Origin of the sequence: Bradyrhizobium sp. BLXBL-01, assembly GCF_051853025.1 — a bacterium.
In the GTDB taxonomy this organism is placed as follows: domain Bacteria; phylum Pseudomonadota; class Alphaproteobacteria; order Rhizobiales; family Xanthobacteraceae; genus Bradyrhizobium.
Genome location: NZ_CP182471.1, coordinates 5,444,775 through 5,463,020, shown reverse-complemented (window position 1 = coordinate 5,463,020; position 18,246 = coordinate 5,444,775). Strand labels below are relative to the sequence as shown.

The following is an 18,246-nucleotide window of genomic DNA, read 5'->3' as shown; positions in this document are numbered from 1 at the left end:
CCGCGCATCCATTGCCGGCGGAGCTGCCCAAGCCGTTGGCATCGTTCCTAGGCGGCGCGAACGTAGCCGTAGCGCAGGTTCGACGGTTGCTTCGAAGCTTGCGTGTACTCGTTCTTGAGCGCCGCGAGGCGGTCCTCGGAAAAGGCCGGCATCCTGGTATTCTCAGCCGCCTTCAGCTTGATCTTGTAGAATCTGGTTGCGTTGCCCGCGAAGATCAGCTGCTTGGTAGCGCTGTTGGCGTCGCCAAGCGCCGCAAAGCCGTACTTCCTCTGCATGTCCTCGGGGATTTCGAGCCGGCGCAGCGCCTCGATCTGCCACTGTGGTGAGCCGTACCAGACCGAGTCGGTGCCCCACATGACGTGGTCAACACCCATCCCCTTTATCAGCGTGCCGATCAGCGCGGCGCAGAACTTCGGATGCGCGACCGCCGAGTTGGCAAAGGACGTGCCGAGCTCGGCATAGACGTTGGCGACGCCGAACTTCTGCGGGACTTCCGCGAGATCGGTGGCCCACTGGATACGGCCGGTCTGTTCGAAATCCGCCCACGCGTGATCAGGTAGTTCGAGGAACGGCCGCAACGCCGAGTGATAGATCACGAAGTTCATCTGCGGCCAATCCTTCGCGGCTTTTCCGATGTCCCACGCCGTTGCGTATTCCCAGACGCCGGCGAACGACTTCTCATAATCGGGCGGCAGCAACCCCTTGTGGATACACAGCGTGTTGATGCCGGCCTTCACTGCTTTATCGTAGAACGGATACATCACCTGCTCGTCGTCGAGCCGCCATGGGAACTTCGAGGGCGCCAGCGGATCGCCAATCGTGTAGGACTTCCAGGAATCCGGTTTGTAGACTTCGATTGCCTTGTCCACCTCGTCCATCCAGCCGGGTTGCTTGGGAGTAATGACGCTGTGCGCCAGCAGGCGGCGCGAACCGGCGAAGTCGTTGATCAGTTCTCGCGCCTTGACGATCTGCTCATTGGACAGCAGCCACCAACTCGGGTCGTCGAAGGGCGCGCCGCTCAGGAGCGCCATGTTTGTGTCGCTGTCGTAGTAGATCTCTTTCACGTAGTTTTGGAACTTGTAGCGGGCGAGCGAAGAGACGCCTTCCTCCTTCATCTTCGGATTCCAGTGCTGGCTCGCAAAGTCCGCCAGGCCCAACAGCTCCTTATGATCGAAGTCGTCCCGCACGAAATGAGTCTGGACGTCGAAGATGAATTGGCCGGCAAGGCTCTGCGCGCGGGCCAGCATCAGTTCGGGCTCGCGGGCTTCAGCGGGCGCGACCTGGAAAACATTGCCGTAGATGTCGTTCATGGCGAGGAAAGCAGCTGCCATGCCGCAGCTCGTGTGCAAGAACTGCCTGCGGCTCAAGCCGAGGTGCCTACCGTTAACATCAGCGAGCTCGTTGATCCGTGCCTCGACTTTCTTTTGCCTATCGCTCTGCGGGGGCGGGAGATACTCGCCATTGGAGACGATCTGGGTCGGGATAGGCGTTGCCGCCGATGCCGCCTCCGCGCCCGCGACGAGACGCTGTTCTCGCTCACTAAGCCAGGTGCTCATTGTTCTCCTCCCCGTTTGTTGGCCGACCGTGGTAGGCGGGCATGAGACGCGTATGGCTACTCCCAATCAGTTGGCAGGAGCGACCAGGCGTACCTCTCCGGTTCAGCTACGCATGAAGCCATTACGCGCCCGAAGCCTAGGCGAATCCCTGCGTCGCTTGGTCCTGCGAGAGCGGCAGGCATACCCGAGAAACCACTTACAGTTGTGGATATCCGCGCTGATTCAATGCTCAAAGTTCTATTCGCGCAACCGATTGAATCGACAGTCACGCTGTCCCAACGCCGCATCATTCTTTCATCTGATCAATCTTTCATCTGATCGATTTCACCCGAAGTGAAAGGCTAGTTGCTCAAATGGACTGCGTCGGCTCATGTCCCCGAGCCGAACACCGCAGCAGCGCCATCTCGACTCTCTGCCGGAGATCCTCATAGGTGGCTGCGCGAACTGCTGCTTTTGGACCCATAGCCGACCTCAACGCGCAGTGTTCGAATAGCGCATCCGAGATGGACCAATTCAGCGCCTGAGTCGCTGCGCCGGCGGGTCATTAACCAGCGCTTTTGACCCGTTACGGACGTTGGCTGGGAGATCCTCACCGCATCGGGCCGCAGCCCGGTCAGACGGATGCGCATCCGGCGATGCTATTCGAGCATCGTGCCCGCCGGCTTTACCCGGACGCGCCGAAACGGCTAGCATCGCCTCGTTTCATCTACCGGATCGGCAGATCGAAAACGCGAGATGGCGCTGTATCCGTAGAGAAGATCTTCTCGAGTTCGAGCCGCATGGTGTCGTGGCATTCGCACGCCACCGCAGCGAGCCGCGATGAGTCGATCTCGATTTCGCCTCGCCGCTCAGATCTGATCGCTCCGGAAGCGCGCAGATTGCGCATCAGGAGCGTCACCGTCGTTCGTCGCACACCCAACATCTGCGAAAGCGCGTCCTGCGTGAGGGGCAGGACGTCGTGGTTGATGCGGTCGTGAAGTTGAAGCAGCCAGCGTGCCATACGCGCTTGGACCGGATGCAGTGCATTGCAAGCCCCGCCCAATTGAAACTGTATCAGCACCGCCTTGAAGTGAAGCTGGACTACGTGGCGGATCGCGGGACTCCGGCTGAAAGCGGCATGGAATCGCGCCGCGGGGATCCGCGAGGCCGTCCCCGCGGCACGAACGATAGTCGTAACGGCCGCAGGGGACGGTCCCAGCACGGAAAGAGTGCCCACTGCCCCCTCGCGCCCTATTGCGGCGCTGGCGACCGTTTGCCCATTCGCCATGTCGACCATCACCGAAACGGCGCCACTGTGAGGGAAGAGGACGTGCTCGGTATGATCCCCCACCCGCGAGACGACCTCTTCCCGATCGAGAGTTACCATCTGTAGGTCGGGTGCCAAAAGATCGAGATCAGCGATCGGCAGTGCTGACAGAAGCCGGTTGCCAACTTCGCTTACAAGCATCACTGCAGCCCGATGCGAACGGTCCGCCCCATCGCATTTCGAGCGACAAACGGCAACAACCTCAAACTTTGTTTGAATTCGCCTGTGCGTGTGGCCTCGAAATCCAATTCAGATGCGAAAGCTCTTAATCGCAAAAATGAAACTCCAAGCAGGCGAATTCTGCTGGTGCAGGATCATTCAACTAGATCCGGGCGCCACGCGCAGACAATTGCAAAATGGGTATGGGTAACATCATAAGGGTTCCAATTTCGGCGCGTGGCAAACGCCACAATCAGTGATGCGTAAATTGGGGCGATTGCGCCGCAAGCTGGTTCCCGTTGAGCCTCGAGCTCAAGCCTGGCACCGCTTGCAAAGGGGCGACCAAGCCGCCGCATCTGCGACTTACCTCAGTGGGTAGTTTGGGGCCCGATGCCTCAAGTACGTCGGGGGCCCTTTCGGCCCTCAGCTCTGCGAGAGAACAAGGCCTCAGGTTTGGCGGCTTTAAAATCGATAAGCGCAGCATCGCAGGCGAACGCAATTGGCGCATTGGCGGCGTCTAGGCAAAGTCCGGTTATGGCCCATCGGCGCCTTCAACGTTGTGCACTGTTGAGAGACGAGCCGACATCTGGCGCGCCCAAACTCAGCGTATGATTTTTAAGCACATGCCCTAGCGGAAATTAAGAAGGCGGGGCGCGTCTGCCCAATGCGTAAGCACCGGTGACGTATTATTTGAGTTGCTCTCGCCGCCAGCGGCGGCAACCATCGCGGCGCTGTCCATTCCCACGCGAGAGCCCCGATGACCAAGCTCACCCGCTTCTCCGTCGCGCCGCTGCACAGCATGACGCGGCGTCTGGCTGACGTCGCCTCGGCGCGTGTGACGCCGGATCTCGTCATCACGGGCGCGCGCGTGCTCTCGACCTATTCCGAGCGTATCCATCCGGGGCGGGAGGTCTGGATCTCAGGCGGCCGCATCGCGGCGGTGAAGCCGGCCGGTACAGCGAAGAAGGCGTGGGGCGATGTTCCGCTTTATGACGTGGCCGGTGGCATCATCGCGCCGGGCCTCGTCGATCCGCACATTCACATCGAATCCTCGATGGTGACGGCCTGTGCCTATGCCGAGGCCGCGCTGCTCAACGGCACCACGACGATCTTTTGCGACAGCCACGAGATCGGCAACGTCATGGACGTCGCCGGTGTGGAGGCGATGCTGGAAGATGCGCGCGAGGCGCCGCTCTCGATCTTCCTGACCGTGCCGAGCACCGTTCCTGCGACCTCGGCTGAGCTCGAGACGGCGGGCGGCGACCTTACGCCGGACAAGATCGCCGGCCTTTTCGACCGATGGCCCGAAGCGGTGGCGCTTGGCGAGAAGATGGATTTCGTGCCCGTCACGATGGGTGACGAGCGCAGCCACGCCATCCTCGCCGCCGCCTTGAAGCGGGGGCGCCCGGTGTCCGGCCACGTTTATGGCCGCGAATTCGTCGCGGCTTATGCGGCATCCGGCGTCACCGACACCCACGAGGCGATCGACCGCGACATTGCCGATGACTTGCTCGATGCCGGCGTCTGGGTGTTTTTGCGCGGCGGGCCGCCGACCACGCCGTGGCATTCGCTGCCGCAAGCGATCCGAACGATCACCGAGCTCGGCGCCTCGCACAAGCGCACTGCCGTGTGCACGGACGACCGCGATGCCGATGATCTGCTGCTGTTCGGCCTCGACTGGGTGGTGCGCGAAGCCGTTAAGGCGGGGATGTCGCCGGAGCAGGCCTGGTCGATGGGCTCGCTGCATGGCGCGACCCGCTTCGGCATGGAGGGCGATATCGGCGGGCTCGGCGGCGGCCGCCGCGCCGATCTCGTGCTCATGGACGATCAGCTCAAGCCGCAATGCACCTGGTATGGCGGCGAGCTCGTGGTCGAGCGCGGCAAGATCACGCCGCGTCTCGATCGGGCGCTGTCGCAGCGCTATCAATATCCGAGGGCAGCCTATGCGACCGTCAAGCTGCCGCAGACGATGAAGCTGACGCCGGAATTGCCGGCCAAGGCCTGCACCGTCAACGCCATCAGGACCGCGCTTCCCGGCATCACGCTGATCCACGAGAAGGTCGCGATCGAACCGGCCAAGGACTGGCCGTCGCTGTTCGCGCGCTACAGCCTCTGCTTCGTCGCGGTGGTCGAGCGCCACGGCAAGTCCGCCGGCAATGTCGCCCACGGCCTTCTCAAGGATTTCGGCCTGAAGCGCGGCGCGGTCGCCTCCAGCGTCGGTCACGACAGCCACAACATCATCGTCGCCGGTACCAACGAGGCCGACATGCAGGTCGCGATTGCAGCGATTAGGGAGCAGCAGGGGGGCGTTTGCGTCGTCGCCGATGGCGAGGTGAGGGCGCTGGTTCCGCTGCCGATCGCAGGACTCCTCTCCGACAAGCGTGTCACCGAAGTGGCGGAAGAGGTGAAGGTGCTGAAGAAACAATGGGCCGAGGCTGGCTGCACCATCCCGTACATGGGCTTCAATTTGATTCCGCTATCGGTCATTCCGGAAATTCGCATCACCGACAAGGGCCTCGTGCTGGTGCCGCAGATGGAGCTGGCGCCGCTGTTCGAGTGAGGCGGCTTTCACGCGTCTCACGGTCTAACTGGTTGAGAGCACCGCGATTTTTTCCGCGGCTGCCGCATCGTGGAAAATAAAATCGATCTCGTTGAGATCGCATCCTGCGCATCTGATGATCCCCTCGCTGACTTGAACCCGAGCGAGGTCCGATATGGCGAAGATGCGAGCTGTCGATGCGGCCGTGCGTATCCTGGAGAAGGAAGGTATCTCGACGGCCTTCGGAGTTCCCGGCGCTGCGATCAATCCGCTTTACTCGGCGCTGAAGAAGCGCGGATCGATCCGTCACATCCTGGCGCGCCATGTCGAGGGCGCTTCGCACATGGCCGAGGGCTATACGCGCGCCAAGGCCGGCAACATCGGGGTCTGCATCGGCACCTCCGGGCCGGCCGGCACCGACATGATCACCGGACTCTATTCGGCGATCGCCGATTCCATCCCGATCCTCTGCATTACCGGGCAGGCGCCGCGCGCGCGGCTCTACAAGGAGGATTTTCAGGCGGTTGACATCGAGTCGATCGCAAAGCCTGTCACGAAGTGGGCGGTGACCGTGCGCGAGCCGGCGCTGGTGCCGCGCGTATTCAGCCAGGCCTTCCATGTGATGCGCTCAGGGAGGCCGGGGCCGGTGCTGATCGACATGCCGCTCGACGTGCAGCTCGCCGAGATCGAGTTCGACGACGAGACCTATGAGCCGCTGCCGGTCTACAAGCCCGCCGCGACGCGCAAGCAGGTCGAGAAGGCGCTCGAGATGCTCAACACCGCCGAGCGGCCGCTGATCGTGGCAGGCGGCGGCATCATCAACGCCGACGCCTCTGACCTGCTGGTCGAGTTCGCCGAGATCGCCAACGTGCCGGTGGTGCCGACGCTGATGGGATGGGGCGCGATCCCTGACGATCACGTGCTGATGGCCGGCATGGTCGGGCTTCAGACCAGCCACCGCTATGGCAACGCCACCCTGCTGGAATCCGACTTCGTGCTCGGCATCGGCAACCGCTGGGCCAACCGCCACACCGGCTCGGTCGAGACCTACACCAAGGGTCGCAAATTCGTTCACGTGGACATCGAGCCGACGCAGATCGGGCGTGTGTTCAATCCCGATCTCGGCATCGTCTCGGACGCCAAGGCCGCGCTCGAGCTGTTCGTCGCCGTCGCCAGGGAGTGGCGGCGGTCGGGCAGGCTCCGCGAGCGCCAGGCGTGGCCCGCTTCCTGCCGCGACCGCAAGAAGACGATGCTGCGCAAGAGCCATTTCGACAACGTTCCGATCAAGCCGCAGCGCGTCTACGAGGAAATGAACAAGGCGTTCGGCCGCGACACCACCTATGTCACGGTGATCGGCCTGTCGCAGATCGCCGGCGCGCAATTCCTCGGCGTCTACAAGCCCCGCAACTGGATCAATGCAGGGCAGGCGGGGCCGCTCGGGTGGACGCTGCCGGCCGCGCTCGGCGTGCGCGCGGCGTGTCCGGAGCGCGAGATCGTCGCGCTGTCGGGCGATTACGACTTTCAGTTCCTGATCGAGGAGCTCGCGGTCGGCGCGCAGTTCAATCTGCCCTACATCCACGTCGTCGTGAACAATTCCTATCTCGGCCTGATCCGCCAGGCCCAGCGCGGCTTCGATATGGACTATCACGTCCAGCTCTCCTTCGAGAACATCAACGCGCCCGAGATCGGCGTCTACGGCGTCGACCACGTCGCGGTCGCTGAAGGTCTCGGCTGCAAGGCCATCCGCGTCACCGACCCGAAGGACACGCAAGCGGCGTTTGTGACCGCCCGCGAATTGATGGCGAAGCACCGCGTGCCAGTCGTGGTCGAGTTCATCCTCGAACGGGTCACCAACATCGCCATGGGCACGGAGATCGACAACATCGTGGAGTTCGAGGAGGTGCTGGACCTTCCGCTCGACGAAGTCGAGACCACGCGCGTGCTGCAGCCGGCGGAATAGGGGAAGAAGCACCATGCCGAAGTTTGCCGCCAACCTTACCATGCTCTTCAACGAGATGCCGTTCCTCGACCGCTTCGCGGCGGCGAAGGCGGCGGGGTTTGCCGGGGTCGAATATCTCTTCCCCTATGATTTCGACAAGGCGCAGCTGCGCGAGCAGCTCGAGGCCCACGGGCTGACGCAGGTGCTGCACAATCTCCCCGCTGGCAACTGGGCCGGCGGCGAGCGCGGCATTGCGATCCTGCCCGACCGCACCGCCGAATTCCGCGATGGCGTGTTCCGCGCCATTGATTATGCCAAGGCGCTCGATTGCGAGCAGCTCAACTGTCTCGTCGGCATCGCGCCTGTTGATGCCGATCCGCGCGAGCTTCAGGAGACGCTGGTCGGGAATCTGCGTTTTGCGGCTTCGACGCTGGCGCGGGAGAACATCAAGCTGCTGGTCGAGCCCATCAACACGCTCGACATTCCCGGCTTCTTCCTCAACGGCACCGAGCAGGCGGTGCAGCTGATCTCCGAGGTGAGGTCGAACAACCTCTTCATCCAGTACGACATCTACCACATGCAGATCATGGAGGGCGATCTCGCCCGCACCATGCAGGAATACCTGCCTCAGATCGCCCACGTCCAGCTGGCCGACAATCCCGGCCGCCATGAGCCTGGCACCGGCGAGATCAACTATCCCTTCCTGTTCCGGCACCTCGACGCGATCGGCTATCGCGGCTGGATCGGGTGCGAATACAAGCCGCGCACGACGACGCTGGAAGGCCTGTCCTGGCACGCGGCACAGACGTTTGAGACCTGAGGAAACGCAAACATGACCAATATCGGCTTCATCGGACTCGGCACCATGGGGCGGCCGATGGCCGGCCATCTCCTGGCCGCGGGTCATCGCGTTTTCCTGCATGACATTGCGCCGATCGCGCCGGATCTGATGTCCGCGGGCGGCATCGCCTGCACGTCGTCCAGGGAGGTCGCAGAGCAGGCGGACGCGGTCATCATCATGGTGCCGGATACGCCGCATGTGGAGGCCGCGCTGTTCGGCAAGGACGGTGTCGCCAGCGGCATCTCCAAGGGCAAGATCGTCGTCGACATGAGCTCGATCTCGCCGCTGGCGACGAAGGAGTTCGCGAAGAAGATCGAGGCGCTCGGCGCCGACTATCTCGACGCGCCGGTGTCGGGAGGGGAAGTCGGCGCGAAAGCTGCGAGCCTCACCATCATGGTCGGCGGGCCGGAGCGGGCCTTTGGCACCATGAAGCCGATCTTCGACAAGTTGGGCAAGAACGTCACCCATGTCGGCGCCAACGGCGACGGACAGACGACGAAGGTCGCCAACCAGATCATCGTCGCGCTCACCATCGAAGCTGTGAGCGAGGCGCTGTTGTTCGCATCCAAGGCAGGTGCGAATCCCGCGCTGGTGCGCAAGGCGCTGATGGGCGGCTTTGCCTCCTCGCGCATTCTGGAGGTGCATGGCGAGCGCATGGTGAAGCGCAATTTCGATCCGGGCTTCCGCATCGAGCTGCACCAGAAGGATCTCAATCTCGCGCTCGAAGGCGCTCGCTCACTCGGCCTGTCGCTGCCGAGCACGGCCGTGGCGCAGCAATTGTTCTCGTCCTGTACCGCACATGGCGGCAAAGCATGGGATCATTCGGCGATGGTTCGGGCGCTGGAACTGATGGCCGGCCACGAGATCGCAGCTAGCTGAACTGTTACGCCGTAACAGTCTCCAGATGCGGGGTGACTTTCGCCGCAGGGGAACCGGAACAATGATCTGGCCCCGCGGTTGAAGGCGCAGGACAATCACTGGAGACAAAACACCATGAAAACCCGTCTTGCGATTACGTTGGCTGCAGCGTCGCTGCTGGCGTCGAGCGCAGCCTTTGCCCAGTCGACGACCGAACAAGGCGCCAGGGACGGCGCGCGTGCGGGTGGCGACATCGGCGGCCCGATCGGAGCGATGGTCGGCGGCACCGTGGGTGCAGCCGTCGGCGCCGGTCTTGAAATTCCGAATGCGGTCCTGGGCGGAATTCCGCGCAGCGACTCCGTCGTAGTCCACGAGCGCGTCGTGGTCGGCGAGCCCCTGCCACCCACCGTGGTGCTCCGCCCGGTGCCGAATTACACCGAGTATCGCTATGCGGTCGTGAACGATCGCCGCGTGATCGTCGAGCCGCGCACGCGCCGCGTGGTCAAGATCATCGACTGATCGACGCAATCCTCTGTGCTGAGCAGGGCCCTGCGGAGTGTCACTCCGCGGGGCCTTCGCTTGCCACGGCGGAGCTGGTGCAAAAGCGCGAGAGCAGCCGGTCGGCCGTGGCGGCGAGCGCAAAGCCGAGGCAGGCGGTGGCGGCGTCGACCAGATAATCCTCCAGCCGCGCATGGCGGCCGGGTGCCCAAAATTGCATCAGCTCGAGCACGCCGATCAGGATGACCGCAGCCGCCGCAATCAGCAGACGCCGGCGTGGATAGGCGAGGCCGAAGGCCAACCCCACCATGATGAAGGCAAGCGCATGTTCGCCGTCCTGACCGAGGGTGGAATGGGGGCGAAGGCCGGAAGGACCGAGAGTGGCGAACGTAACGGCAGCGGCGAGCAGCCAGGCAAAGGTACGAATGAAAAGCGACATCTGGGTCGCTTAGCACGAATTTGGTCGGGTTGTCGCGAGGCTCGTATCAGATCGCCGTGTAGTTAATGACAAAATGTTAAAGCGGATCGCGCACGCCAAGGCCATGCATGAAACGTTCCCGGATCTGCACGGGGTCACGGCGGGTGGTGCCCACGCCAGGCTTGTCGTCGATCCTGACCGCGATCAGGCTGGGCTCGGAGGCCGCCATCGCATCGTCGACCAGCCGCTCGAAATCCTCCTCGTCCGCGGCCCAGGCGCTGCTCGCAAGACCAGAGCCGATGGCGATGGCGACGATGTCGGCGACGCTGGCTGCCGGTGTCGGCTGCGCGCCGGTGATCTGGTAGATGCCGTTGTCCATCACGATCATCGTGAGGTTTTTTGGCTTCAGAGCCGCGATCGTCGAGAGCGCGCCGAGCTGCATCAATAGCGAGCCGTCGCCTTCGAGCGCGAAGACGCGGCGGTCGGGCTGTGCCAGCGCCACGCCGAGCGCGATCGGGAAGGCGAGGCCCATGCTGCCCAGCATGTAGAAATTCTGCGGCCGGTGGCCGGCGGCCCAGAGGTCGAAATTGGTGTTGCCGATGCCGCCGATCACGGCTTCCTCGTGCTCGAGCTTTGCGATCAGCCGCGAGGTCACGTCGAACCGGTTCATCACCTTGGTATTGCCAGTGTTCATCGCCGGCCTCACTTGTCGAAGACCTTGCCGCCCGTGAGCAGCGGGTTGAGGATCAATGCCACCGGCGCCTGCGTGGTGACGGCCTGCCTGATCGAGCGGTCGGTGATGAATTCGAGCTCGTCGAGCCGGGTGATGGTGTGGTGCTCCAGCGCCAGCGAATCCAGCACCGGTCGCATGGTGCGGCAGACCAGCGACTGGCCGTAGTTGAACTCGCCGAGCGTGCCGCGCTCGGAGACGAACATGATCAGCGGAATCTGGTAGGGCACCGCGAGCGAGGCCAGCACGTTGGCGAGCGTGGCAAAGCCGGAGGTCTGCATCAGCACCGCGCCGCGCCGTCCGCCCATCCAGGCGCCGGAGACGATGCCGACGGCCTCTTCCTCGCGGGCGGTCGCGAAGGTGGTGAAGAAGGGATCGGCGTGCAGGTTCTTGATCAGCGGCGTGAGCACGCGGTCAGGCACGTAAGGAATCAGGCTGATCTCGTTCCGCTTCAACGTTTGCAGGACGATGCCGTGCCAGCTTCCGTCGCGGCTCCCCTGCGTCTGCTGTTCCGCAATCGCCATTGCGCTCTCCCTGCGGCCGCACATGCTTCTTGGTTCTGGCCGTCGCGGCAGTCTGCCGAACTTGACGCGAACAGCGGGATTGTCAACATGTCCGCGCCGTCACCATGATCTGCGCCAGCAGGCCTGCCGTGGCCGGCACCGCCATGGCATAAGCGGCGATAACCAGAACACGGGAGGGGCACGGGCGGGCGCGCATCGCGCTGACCTTGCGGCTCTCCCTCGCAAGAGCCGGAAGGGTCCTGATGTCCGTCAACAACAAACGCGTCGTCTACTCCAATTACTTGGCCAATCCGATCTATATCGACATCCTGAAGGCGCGGCCCGACGTGCGGCTCGATCGCATCGAGAACGCAAGCCCCGAGGACGTCTATGGGCCGCTCCTTGGCGCTGCCCACGTCTACCAGGTCGGTGCCGCCCGCGATGAGCTCGCCCCGCATTTCCATGTCGATGCCGCCTTCCTGAAGCGTACGCCGAACTTGCTGCTGGTCTCCAGCAACGGTGCCGGCTTCGACCCGGTCGACGTCGAGGCCTGCACGGCCGCCGGGGTCGTGGTCGTCAACCAGTCCGGCGGCAATGCCCATTCGGTCGCAGAGCACGCGCTGGCGATGATGCTGACGCTGTCCAAGCGCATCATCCAGTCGGATCGCCGGCTGCGCCGCGAGCGCGACGTCAACCGCAACGATCTCGTCGGCAACGAGGTCGAGCACAAGACCGTCGGCATCATCGGCCTCGGCAATGTCGGCCGGCGCATCGCCGCATTGTGCAAGGGCCTGCTCGGCATGACGGTGCTGGCCTACGATCCCTATTTGTCGGCCGAGGTGATGGCCGAGCGGGGCGGGGAGAAGGTCGAGCTCGACGAGCTCTTGCGCCGTGCCGATTTCGTCTCGATCTCCTGCCCTCTCAACAAAGGCAGCCGCAACATGATCAGCACGCGCGAATTCGCGCTGATGCAGCGGCATGCCTATTTCATCACGACTGCGCGCGGCTTCATCCACGACGAGGATGCGCTGCTGCAGGCACTGCGCGACAAGCGCATCGCCGGTGCCGGTCTCGACGTCTGGTCCAAGGAGCCGCCGCCGCCGGAGCATCCGCTGCTCCAGCTCGACAACGTGCTGGCGAGCCCACACACCGCAGGCGTCACCATCGAGGCGCGCCAGAATATGGGCCGGATCGCCGCCGAGCAGGTGCTGGATGTGCTCGACGGCAAGCGCCCGCCGCGCATCATCAACCCCGAAGCCTGGCCGCGCTATGCGGAACGCTTCAAGCAGGCCTTCGGGGTGACGCCGGGGTAGGGGCGCACCAAGCGCTCTGGATGATGGCCGGGAACTGAGCCCCGGCCTTGATCCGCGTCAAAATCTCCTTTCCCCGTCCGGCCTAAATGGGACTAGAGTGCCGGCGGGCAGGCAGGGAGGTCCCATGTCAACTTATGTCGTCAGGTTCATGAAGGACGTGCTCGGCGAATACGGCCGGCAGTGCGAGGTCTGCCAGGGCACGCTCGAGATCGACGCCGCCGACGAGGACGAGGCCAGGGAACGTGCGAAAGCGAGGTTCTGCAAGGACCAGGCGTTGCATCACTGGTCGCTGCATGCCGACCGCATCCATGTCAAAGCGGCCGACTTCCCGTCGTAGGGCCTAACGCCCGGGTGCCGTGACAGGCGGGGGCGTCGTCGTCCCCGCGCCGAGCGAGCGTTGCACCATGACGGTGTCGGACCAGCGGCCGTGGCGATAGGCAACGCCGCTGAGCAGGCCGGCGCGCGCGAAGCCAAACCGCTCGTGCAGCGCCAGCGAGGGCGCGTTGTCGGCATCGATATAGCCGATCATCTGGCGAAAGCCGGCCGCCGCGCAGGCGTCGATCAATTCTTGCAGCAACAGCCGTCCGACCCCGCGGCCGAGATGGGCGTGGTGGACATAGATCGAGTGCTTGGCGGCGTAGCGATAGGCCGGCCGCTTGCGGAACAGCACGGCATAGGCATAGCCGACGACCTCGCCGCGCCAGGTCGCGACCAGATGCGGCAGGCGGGTCTGCTTCAGGTTCTTGCGCCGGTCGCGCAGATCGTCCGGCTCCGGCGCACCGGTTCCCTCGACATCGCGCGGCACGCCATTGCGGACGTGATGGCGGTAGATCGCCAGCATCGCCTCGACGTCGCTCTCGCGTGAGGTGCGGACCAGGACCGCTTCGTCGCTCGCGCGCGCAGCTGTCTCGTTCATCGGCACCTACTCGGTCACGACATAAGTGTAGAGCCCGATGCGCCCGTTAGCGTCGACCTCCTTGTAGACGCCCTGGATCTCGACGTCGAAGCCCGGGAACGTGTTGAAGCAGGTCTCGAACATCTTGAGATAATCGATCATGGGCTTGGCCCGTTCCGTCAGTCGCTCGCCGGGCACGATGGTGGCAATGCCGGGCGGGTAGACCACGAAGGGCGTGGTCGCGATGCGGCCGGCGATCGCCTCGATCGGGAGGTAGTCGACGTCGTTCTTGAACAGATAGCGAGCGGCATCGCGGGGCGACATCGCGATCTCGGGCATATGCTCGGGCATGAACTGCCGAGCCTGGAGCGCGCTGACATCGGCGGCGCGGAAGAAACGGTGCATCTCGCCGCAGAGGTCGCGCAGCCGCGCGCCGGCGTAGCGCGCCTGCCGCCGCTGATAGAATTCGGGGATGACATCGGCCAGCAGCGCATTGTCGTCATGCAGCCTCTTGAAAGCGACGAGGCCGGAGATCAGCGTGCCCGCCTTGCTCGCCTCGACGCCGGGCGTCAGCAGGAAAAGCATGGAGTTGAGGTCGTTCTTTTCGGGGACGATGCGGTTCTCGCGCAGATATTGCGCGACGACCGGCGCGGGAATGCCGTGCTCGGCATAGGCCCCAGTCGTACGATCGAATCCGGGGGTGAGCAGCGTCAGCTTGTTCGGATCGGTCATGGCAAAGCCTTCCGCGAGATCGGGAAAGCCGTGCCAGTTGGTATCCGGAGAGAGCTGCCACAGCGCGGGATTGGTGGCGAGCTCGTCGGTCGAGAGGGTCTCCCAGGCGACGTTATGCGCCGCGCCGGGGCGGCTGACATCGGCAATGGCGACGCGATCGGGAACGAACGGCTCGAAGAACCAGCGGCGATCCGGATTCTGCTCCTTCTCCTCGAACTCCCGGCGCATCGCCCGGATCTTCTTGCGCAGCTCGATGCCGAGCCGGATCGTGTCGTCCCACAGCACTTCGCCGGAGCGGCCCTTCATCATCTGCGCGCCGACGTCGAGCGAGGCGAACAGCGGGTAGAACGGCGAAGTCGAGGCGTGCTGCATGAAGCTCTCGTTGAAACGGCGATGCTCGACGCGACGCTTCTGGCCGCGGATGTGGCGGTCCTTGATGTGGATCTGCGAGGCCTGCGAGAAGCTGGCGAGCTGCTTATGGGTCGATTGCGTCGCGATGATGCCCGGCGCTTCAGGGGCCAGGTTCGCAAGCCCCATGGCGAAGCGGCCGGAATAGAGCGGGTGGAATTTCATGAAGCCGGCCCAGGCCTCGTCGAACAGGATGTAGTCGCAGAGATGGCCGATGCGCTTGATGATCATCTCGGCGCTGTGGATCGAGCCGTCATAGGTGCACTGCTCGACCACGGCGACGCGGAACGGCCGCTCCTTGCGCCAGGCATCGCGATCCTTCACGAGGGGATGGTTGCGGATCGCCTCGCGCAGGGTCTTCTCGTCGAGGATGTCCCAGCGCATCGGTCCGATCAGGCCCCAGGCGTTGCGGACGGTCGGGACGTAGACCGGGATGCCGCCGTTGATCATCAGCGCGCCGTGATGGGCGGCCTTGTGGTTGTTACGGTCGAACAGCACGAGGTCGCCGTCGGTGACGAGGGCGCCCAGCGCGACCTTGTTCGAGGTCGAGGTGCCGTTGAGCACGAAATAGGTCTTTTCCGCGCCGAAGATCGCCGCCGCTTCCTTCTGCGCCTTCAGCGCCGGGCCCTCATGGGTGAGGAGGTCGCCGAGGTCGAGCACGGAATTGTCGAGGTCGTCGCGGAACACGGATTCCCCGAGATGCTCGACGAACACGCGCCCGATCGGGCTGCGATTGTAGAAAACGCCGCCATTGTGGCCCGGGCAGGTCCAGAGCTGGTTGCCTTCCTCGGCATAGTCGACCAGCGCGCCGAAGAAGGGCGTCTTCAGCGTCTCGGCATATTGCTTGAGCCGGCTGATCAGGTTCTTGGCGATGAAGGTCGGCGTCTCCTCGGAGAGGAAGACATAGCCGTCGATGAAGTCGAGCACTTCGACCGGCAGGTCCTCGAACCGCTTGCGACGGATCAGGAGAATGATTGGGAAGTCGAGGCCGCGGCGGCGCATCAGGTTGATCAGCGCCGAGGTTTTGCCCTCAAGCCCCTTCTTGCCCCAGTCCACCACCATGCAGCCGATCGCGGCATCGGTCTGCACCGCCATCTCGGCATCCTCCAGCTTGCGGGCGCGGACCACCTCGAAGCCGGAGCGTTGGATCTCCTCGATGATCTGGTTGAAGCGGACGCCTTCGAGATCGTCGGCGTCGAACACAGGTGCGGCGAACAGGAAGTTGAAGCGCTTGAAATAGTCCATGTCGGATCCCGAATGTGCAGGCGATACAGCTCTCGACACATTCGATGACAGTTGGATGACAGGAGCCGGGAGCTGAGGAGGGGGCGAGGGTCTGCGAGCTCAATCCAGCAGCTTGTCCAGCGTGATCGGGAAGCGCCGGATGCGCTTGCCGGTGGCATGATAGACGGCGTTCGCAATCGCGGCCGGCACGCCGACGATGCCGATTTCGCCGAGCCCCTTGATGCCCAGCCGGTTGATGCGATCGTCGGGCTCGTCGACGAAAATGACGTCAATGTCGTGGACGTCGGCGTTCACGGGAATGTGGTATTCGGCAATGTTCGCGTTCATGATGCGGCCGAAGCGGTGATCCATCAATATCTCCTCGTGCAGCACCATTCCAATTCCCCAGACCACGCTGCCCATGATCTGGCTGTGGCCCGTCTTGGTGTTCAGGATGCGCCCGGCTGCGATTGCACTGACAACCCGCGTGACGCGAATGACGCCGAGCTCTTCATCGACCTTGACCTCGGCAAAGACGGCAGAATGGGTGTTGCGCGCGTGCGACTTGTCCTCGGGGAACTCATTCAGCTTCTCCTTCTCGATCCGCTCGACCTGGCCATGGCGCATCGCATCGGCAATCGAAACGGAGCGGCTGCGGTCGGCGGCCTTAGCAACCGTGCCGTCGAGGAGAATGATGTCTGGCACATCGACCCCGGCAAGCGGCGAGGCAGGCATCGCCTTGGCGTATCGCGCGAGCTCGCGGCGAATCTCTTCGGCTGCGCCCAGCACGGCGTGCGCGCTCGAGGCGGCCATCCATGAGCCGCCTTCCACCGGTGCCTGCGGCAGGCTCGAGTCCGCGAGCTTGACGCTGATGTTCTCGATCGGCAGCCCGAGGGCATCGGCTGCGACCTGAGCCACGATGGTGTACGTGCCGGTGCCGATGTCGGACGCGGCACAGGAGACCTCGGCATGGCCGTTGGCCGTCAGCACGATGCGGACGGCGACCGGCATCTGCAGCGCCTCCCACACGCCTGTCGCCATGCCCCAGCCGACCAGTTCCTTGCCGTCGCGCATGGAGCGCGGTGCCGGATTGCGCCTGCTCCAGCCGAACGCCTCCGCGCCGCGGGCGTAGCATTCGCGCAACTGCTTGCTGGTGTAAGGGAGGTCTTCGGTCTGGTCGCGATCCGAATAGCACTTCAGGCGCAATTCGAGCGGATCGAGCTTCAGCGCGACGGACAATTCGTCCATGGCACATTCAAGCGCGCACACGCCCGTTGCCGCACCCGGCGCGCGCATGTCGCAGGGCGTCGAGACGTCGAGGTCGACCAGCTTGTGGGAATAGTGGCTGTTGGGGCTCTTGTAGAGCTGCTCGGCCCAGCCGGTGTCATTGCGAGAGAAATCCTCGTAGCGGGAGGTCACGGCAATCGCTTCATGGCTGACCGCATCGAGGGTGCCGTCCGGCTTTGCGCCGAGCGCAAGGCGCTCGATTGTCATGGGACGATAGCCCAGGCCATACATCTGCTGCCGCGTCAGCACGACGCGAACAGATCGCTTCAGTGCGAGCGCGGCAAGGGTTGCCAGCACGACCTGGTGTTGCGGCCGCAGGCCTGAGCCGAAAGCGCCGCCGACGTACGGCGAGATCACGCGGATGTCGTCGGGCTTCTTGCCGAAAACGCCGCAGAGAAACTTCTGGACGTTCTGGACGCCTTGCGTCTTGTCGTAGACCGTAAGCCTGCCACTGCCGTCCCAGACCGCCGTCGTCGCATAGAGCTCCATCGGATTGTGGTGCTCGCTCGGAATGACGTAGTCCGCCTCGTGGCGCACGGCCGCGCGCGTCAGGGCTGCTGCCGCATCGCCACGCGGCTTGTGCGGCTGATCCACTTTGGAAGCCTTGCCGCGTTCGGATTCGAGATTGGTCGCAAACGCCTCCTGCTCATATTCGACGCGAACACGGGTTGCGGCGAACTTGGCGGTCTCCCAGTCCTCCGCGACGACCAGTGCGATCGGCTGGCCGTTGAACTTGATCCTGTCGTCATAGAGCGGACGGAAGGGCGAGCCCTTCTCCGGCGCGACCTCATCCTTCCAGGCTTCGTCCTTGTCGGCGAGGGGCGGCCGATGTGCATGGGTGAGCACGTCGACCACGCCCTTCACCTTCAGAGCCTCGCTGGTGTCGAGACGAGCGATGCGCCCGCGCGCGATGGCGGCCTCGACAACGAAGCCGTGAAGAAGACCGTCTGCTGCGAATTCGCCGGCATATTTGGCGGCGCCGGTGACCTTGGCCCGGCCGTCGACGCGCGACGTTGGTGTTCCGATATAGGCGTTCATCG

15 protein-coding genes are annotated in these 18,246 nt (G+C 63.9%); 7 read left to right on the top strand and 8 right to left on the bottom strand.

The window, feature by feature from the left end; genetic code table 11:
- Window positions 1-47 precede the first annotated feature (47 nt).
- Window positions 48-1,622, bottom strand: coding sequence for an amidohydrolase family protein (locus ACNJYA_RS25465; RefSeq protein WP_246571069.1), 1,575 nt, complete (start codon window positions 1,620-1,622; stop codon window positions 48-50).
- A 640-nt stretch (window positions 1,623-2,262) separates the two neighbouring features.
- Complete coding sequence (locus ACNJYA_RS25460) at window positions 2,263-3,003, bottom strand: Crp/Fnr family transcriptional regulator (RefSeq protein ID WP_246571067.1); 741 nt, start codon at window positions 3,001-3,003, stop codon at window positions 2,263-2,265.
- Between the two features lie 775 nt (window positions 3,004-3,778).
- Between ACNJYA_RS25460 and ACNJYA_RS25455 the strand changes: the two genes are divergently transcribed.
- The 5 genes from ACNJYA_RS25455 to ACNJYA_RS25435 all read left to right on the top strand — a co-directional run bounded on the left by ACNJYA_RS25455 (window position 3,779) and on the right by ACNJYA_RS25435 (window position 9,717).
- Window positions 3,779-5,581 (top strand): adenine deaminase, encoded by a 1,803-nt coding sequence (locus tag ACNJYA_RS25455; RefSeq protein ID WP_212256884.1) that lies wholly within the window; start codon window positions 3,779-3,781, stop codon window positions 5,579-5,581.
- A gap of 154 nt (window positions 5,582-5,735) precedes the next feature.
- Window positions 5,736-7,520 (top strand): glyoxylate carboligase, encoded by a 1,785-nt coding sequence (gene gcl / locus ACNJYA_RS25450; RefSeq protein WP_212256883.1) that lies wholly within the window; start codon window positions 5,736-5,738, stop codon window positions 7,518-7,520.
- Window positions 7,521-7,533: 13 nt separating this feature from the next.
- Window positions 7,534-8,319, top strand: a complete 786-nt coding sequence (gene hyi / locus ACNJYA_RS25445; protein ID WP_212256882.1) for a hydroxypyruvate isomerase — start codon at window positions 7,534-7,536, stop codon at window positions 8,317-8,319.
- A 12-nt stretch (window positions 8,320-8,331) separates the two neighbouring features.
- Window positions 8,332-9,219, top strand: coding sequence for a 2-hydroxy-3-oxopropionate reductase (locus ACNJYA_RS25440; RefSeq protein WP_172784291.1), 888 nt, complete (start codon window positions 8,332-8,334; stop codon window positions 9,217-9,219).
- Between the two features lie 114 nt (window positions 9,220-9,333).
- A complete protein-coding gene (locus tag ACNJYA_RS25435) occupies window positions 9,334-9,717 on the top strand; it encodes a DUF1236 domain-containing protein (RefSeq protein ID WP_172784292.1) in 384 nt (127 codons plus the stop codon).
- A gap of 40 nt (window positions 9,718-9,757) precedes the next feature.
- Here the strand turns inward: ACNJYA_RS25435 and ACNJYA_RS25430 are convergent, their stop codons facing one another.
- From ACNJYA_RS25430 to ACNJYA_RS25420, 3 genes are all read right to left on the bottom strand, one after another.
- Window positions 9,758-10,135, bottom strand: coding sequence for a VanZ family protein (locus tag ACNJYA_RS25430; protein WP_212256881.1), 378 nt, complete (start codon window positions 10,133-10,135; stop codon window positions 9,758-9,760).
- 76 nt (window positions 10,136-10,211) lie between these two features.
- Complete coding sequence (locus ACNJYA_RS25425; protein ID WP_212256880.1) at window positions 10,212-10,808, bottom strand: thiamine pyrophosphate-dependent enzyme; 597 nt, start codon at window positions 10,806-10,808, stop codon at window positions 10,212-10,214.
- An 8-nt stretch (window positions 10,809-10,816) separates the two neighbouring features.
- Window positions 10,817-11,368 (bottom strand): thiamine pyrophosphate-binding protein, encoded by a 552-nt coding sequence (locus ACNJYA_RS25420; protein WP_212256879.1) that lies wholly within the window; start codon window positions 11,366-11,368, stop codon window positions 10,817-10,819.
- A gap of 242 nt (window positions 11,369-11,610) precedes the next feature.
- On the opposite strand from ACNJYA_RS25420, the gene ACNJYA_RS25415 reads away from it, so the two are divergent.
- A complete protein-coding gene (locus tag ACNJYA_RS25415) occupies window positions 11,611-12,660 on the top strand; it encodes a hydroxyacid dehydrogenase (protein WP_212256878.1) in 1,050 nt (349 codons plus the stop codon).
- 124 nt (window positions 12,661-12,784) lie between these two features.
- Window positions 12,785-12,997 carry a hypothetical protein gene (locus tag ACNJYA_RS25410; protein WP_212256877.1) on the top strand — a complete coding sequence of 71 codons (213 nt, stop codon included), beginning with the start codon at window positions 12,785-12,787 and terminating at the stop codon, window positions 12,995-12,997.
- 3 nt (window positions 12,998-13,000) lie between these two features.
- On the opposite strand, the gene ACNJYA_RS25405 is transcribed toward ACNJYA_RS25410, so the two are convergent.
- The 3 genes from ACNJYA_RS25405 to ACNJYA_RS25395 all read right to left on the bottom strand — a co-directional run bounded on the left by ACNJYA_RS25405 (window position 13,001) and on the right by ACNJYA_RS25395 (window position 18,244).
- Entirely contained in the window at window positions 13,001-13,576 is a 576-nt protein-coding gene (locus ACNJYA_RS25405; RefSeq protein ID WP_172784298.1) for a GNAT family N-acetyltransferase, read from the bottom strand.
- A gap of 6 nt (window positions 13,577-13,582) precedes the next feature.
- Entirely contained in the window at window positions 13,583-15,940 is a 2,358-nt protein-coding gene (locus ACNJYA_RS25400; RefSeq protein ID WP_212256876.1) for an Orn/Lys/Arg decarboxylase N-terminal domain-containing protein, read from the bottom strand.
- A 99-nt stretch (window positions 15,941-16,039) separates the two neighbouring features.
- Window positions 16,040-18,244, bottom strand: a complete 2,205-nt coding sequence (locus ACNJYA_RS25395; protein WP_212256875.1) for a xanthine dehydrogenase family protein molybdopterin-binding subunit — start codon at window positions 18,242-18,244, stop codon at window positions 16,040-16,042.
- Between the last annotated feature and the right edge of the window lie 2 nt (window positions 18,245-18,246).

Coding starts and splice junctions, on each gene's coding strand:
- ACNJYA_RS25410 (WP_212256877.1), top strand. CDS start 12,785: ATGTCAACTTATGTCGTCAGGTTCATGAAGGACGTGCTCGGCGAATAC.
- gcl (WP_212256883.1), top strand. CDS start 5,736: ATGGCGAAGATGCGAGCTGTCGATGCGGCCGTGCGTATCCTGGAGAAG.
- ACNJYA_RS25460 (WP_246571067.1), bottom strand. CDS start 3,003: ATGCTTGTAAGCGAAGTTGGCAACCGGCTTCTGTCAGCACTGCCGATC.
- ACNJYA_RS25430 (WP_212256881.1), bottom strand. CDS start 10,135: ATGTCGCTTTTCATTCGTACCTTTGCCTGGCTGCTCGCCGCTGCCGTT.
- ACNJYA_RS25455 (WP_212256884.1), top strand. CDS start 3,779: ATGACCAAGCTCACCCGCTTCTCCGTCGCGCCGCTGCACAGCATGACG.
- ACNJYA_RS25400 (WP_212256876.1), bottom strand. CDS start 15,940: ATGGACTATTTCAAGCGCTTCAACTTCCTGTTCGCCGCACCTGTGTTC.
- ACNJYA_RS25415 (WP_212256878.1), top strand. CDS start 11,611: ATGTCCGTCAACAACAAACGCGTCGTCTACTCCAATTACTTGGCCAAT.
- ACNJYA_RS25425 (WP_212256880.1), bottom strand. CDS start 10,808: ATGAACACTGGCAATACCAAGGTGATGAACCGGTTCGACGTGACCTCG.
- ACNJYA_RS25395 (WP_212256875.1), bottom strand. CDS start 18,244: ATGAACGCCTATATCGGAACACCAACGTCGCGCGTCGACGGCCGGGCC.
- hyi (WP_212256882.1), top strand. CDS start 7,534: ATGCCGAAGTTTGCCGCCAACCTTACCATGCTCTTCAACGAGATGCCG.
- ACNJYA_RS25435 (WP_172784292.1), top strand. CDS start 9,334: ATGAAAACCCGTCTTGCGATTACGTTGGCTGCAGCGTCGCTGCTGGCG.
- ACNJYA_RS25405 (WP_172784298.1), bottom strand. CDS start 13,576: ATGAACGAGACAGCTGCGCGCGCGAGCGACGAAGCGGTCCTGGTCCGC.
- ACNJYA_RS25440 (WP_172784291.1), top strand. CDS start 8,332: ATGACCAATATCGGCTTCATCGGACTCGGCACCATGGGGCGGCCGATG.
- ACNJYA_RS25420 (WP_212256879.1), bottom strand. CDS start 11,368: ATGGCGATTGCGGAACAGCAGACGCAGGGGAGCCGCGACGGAAGCTGG.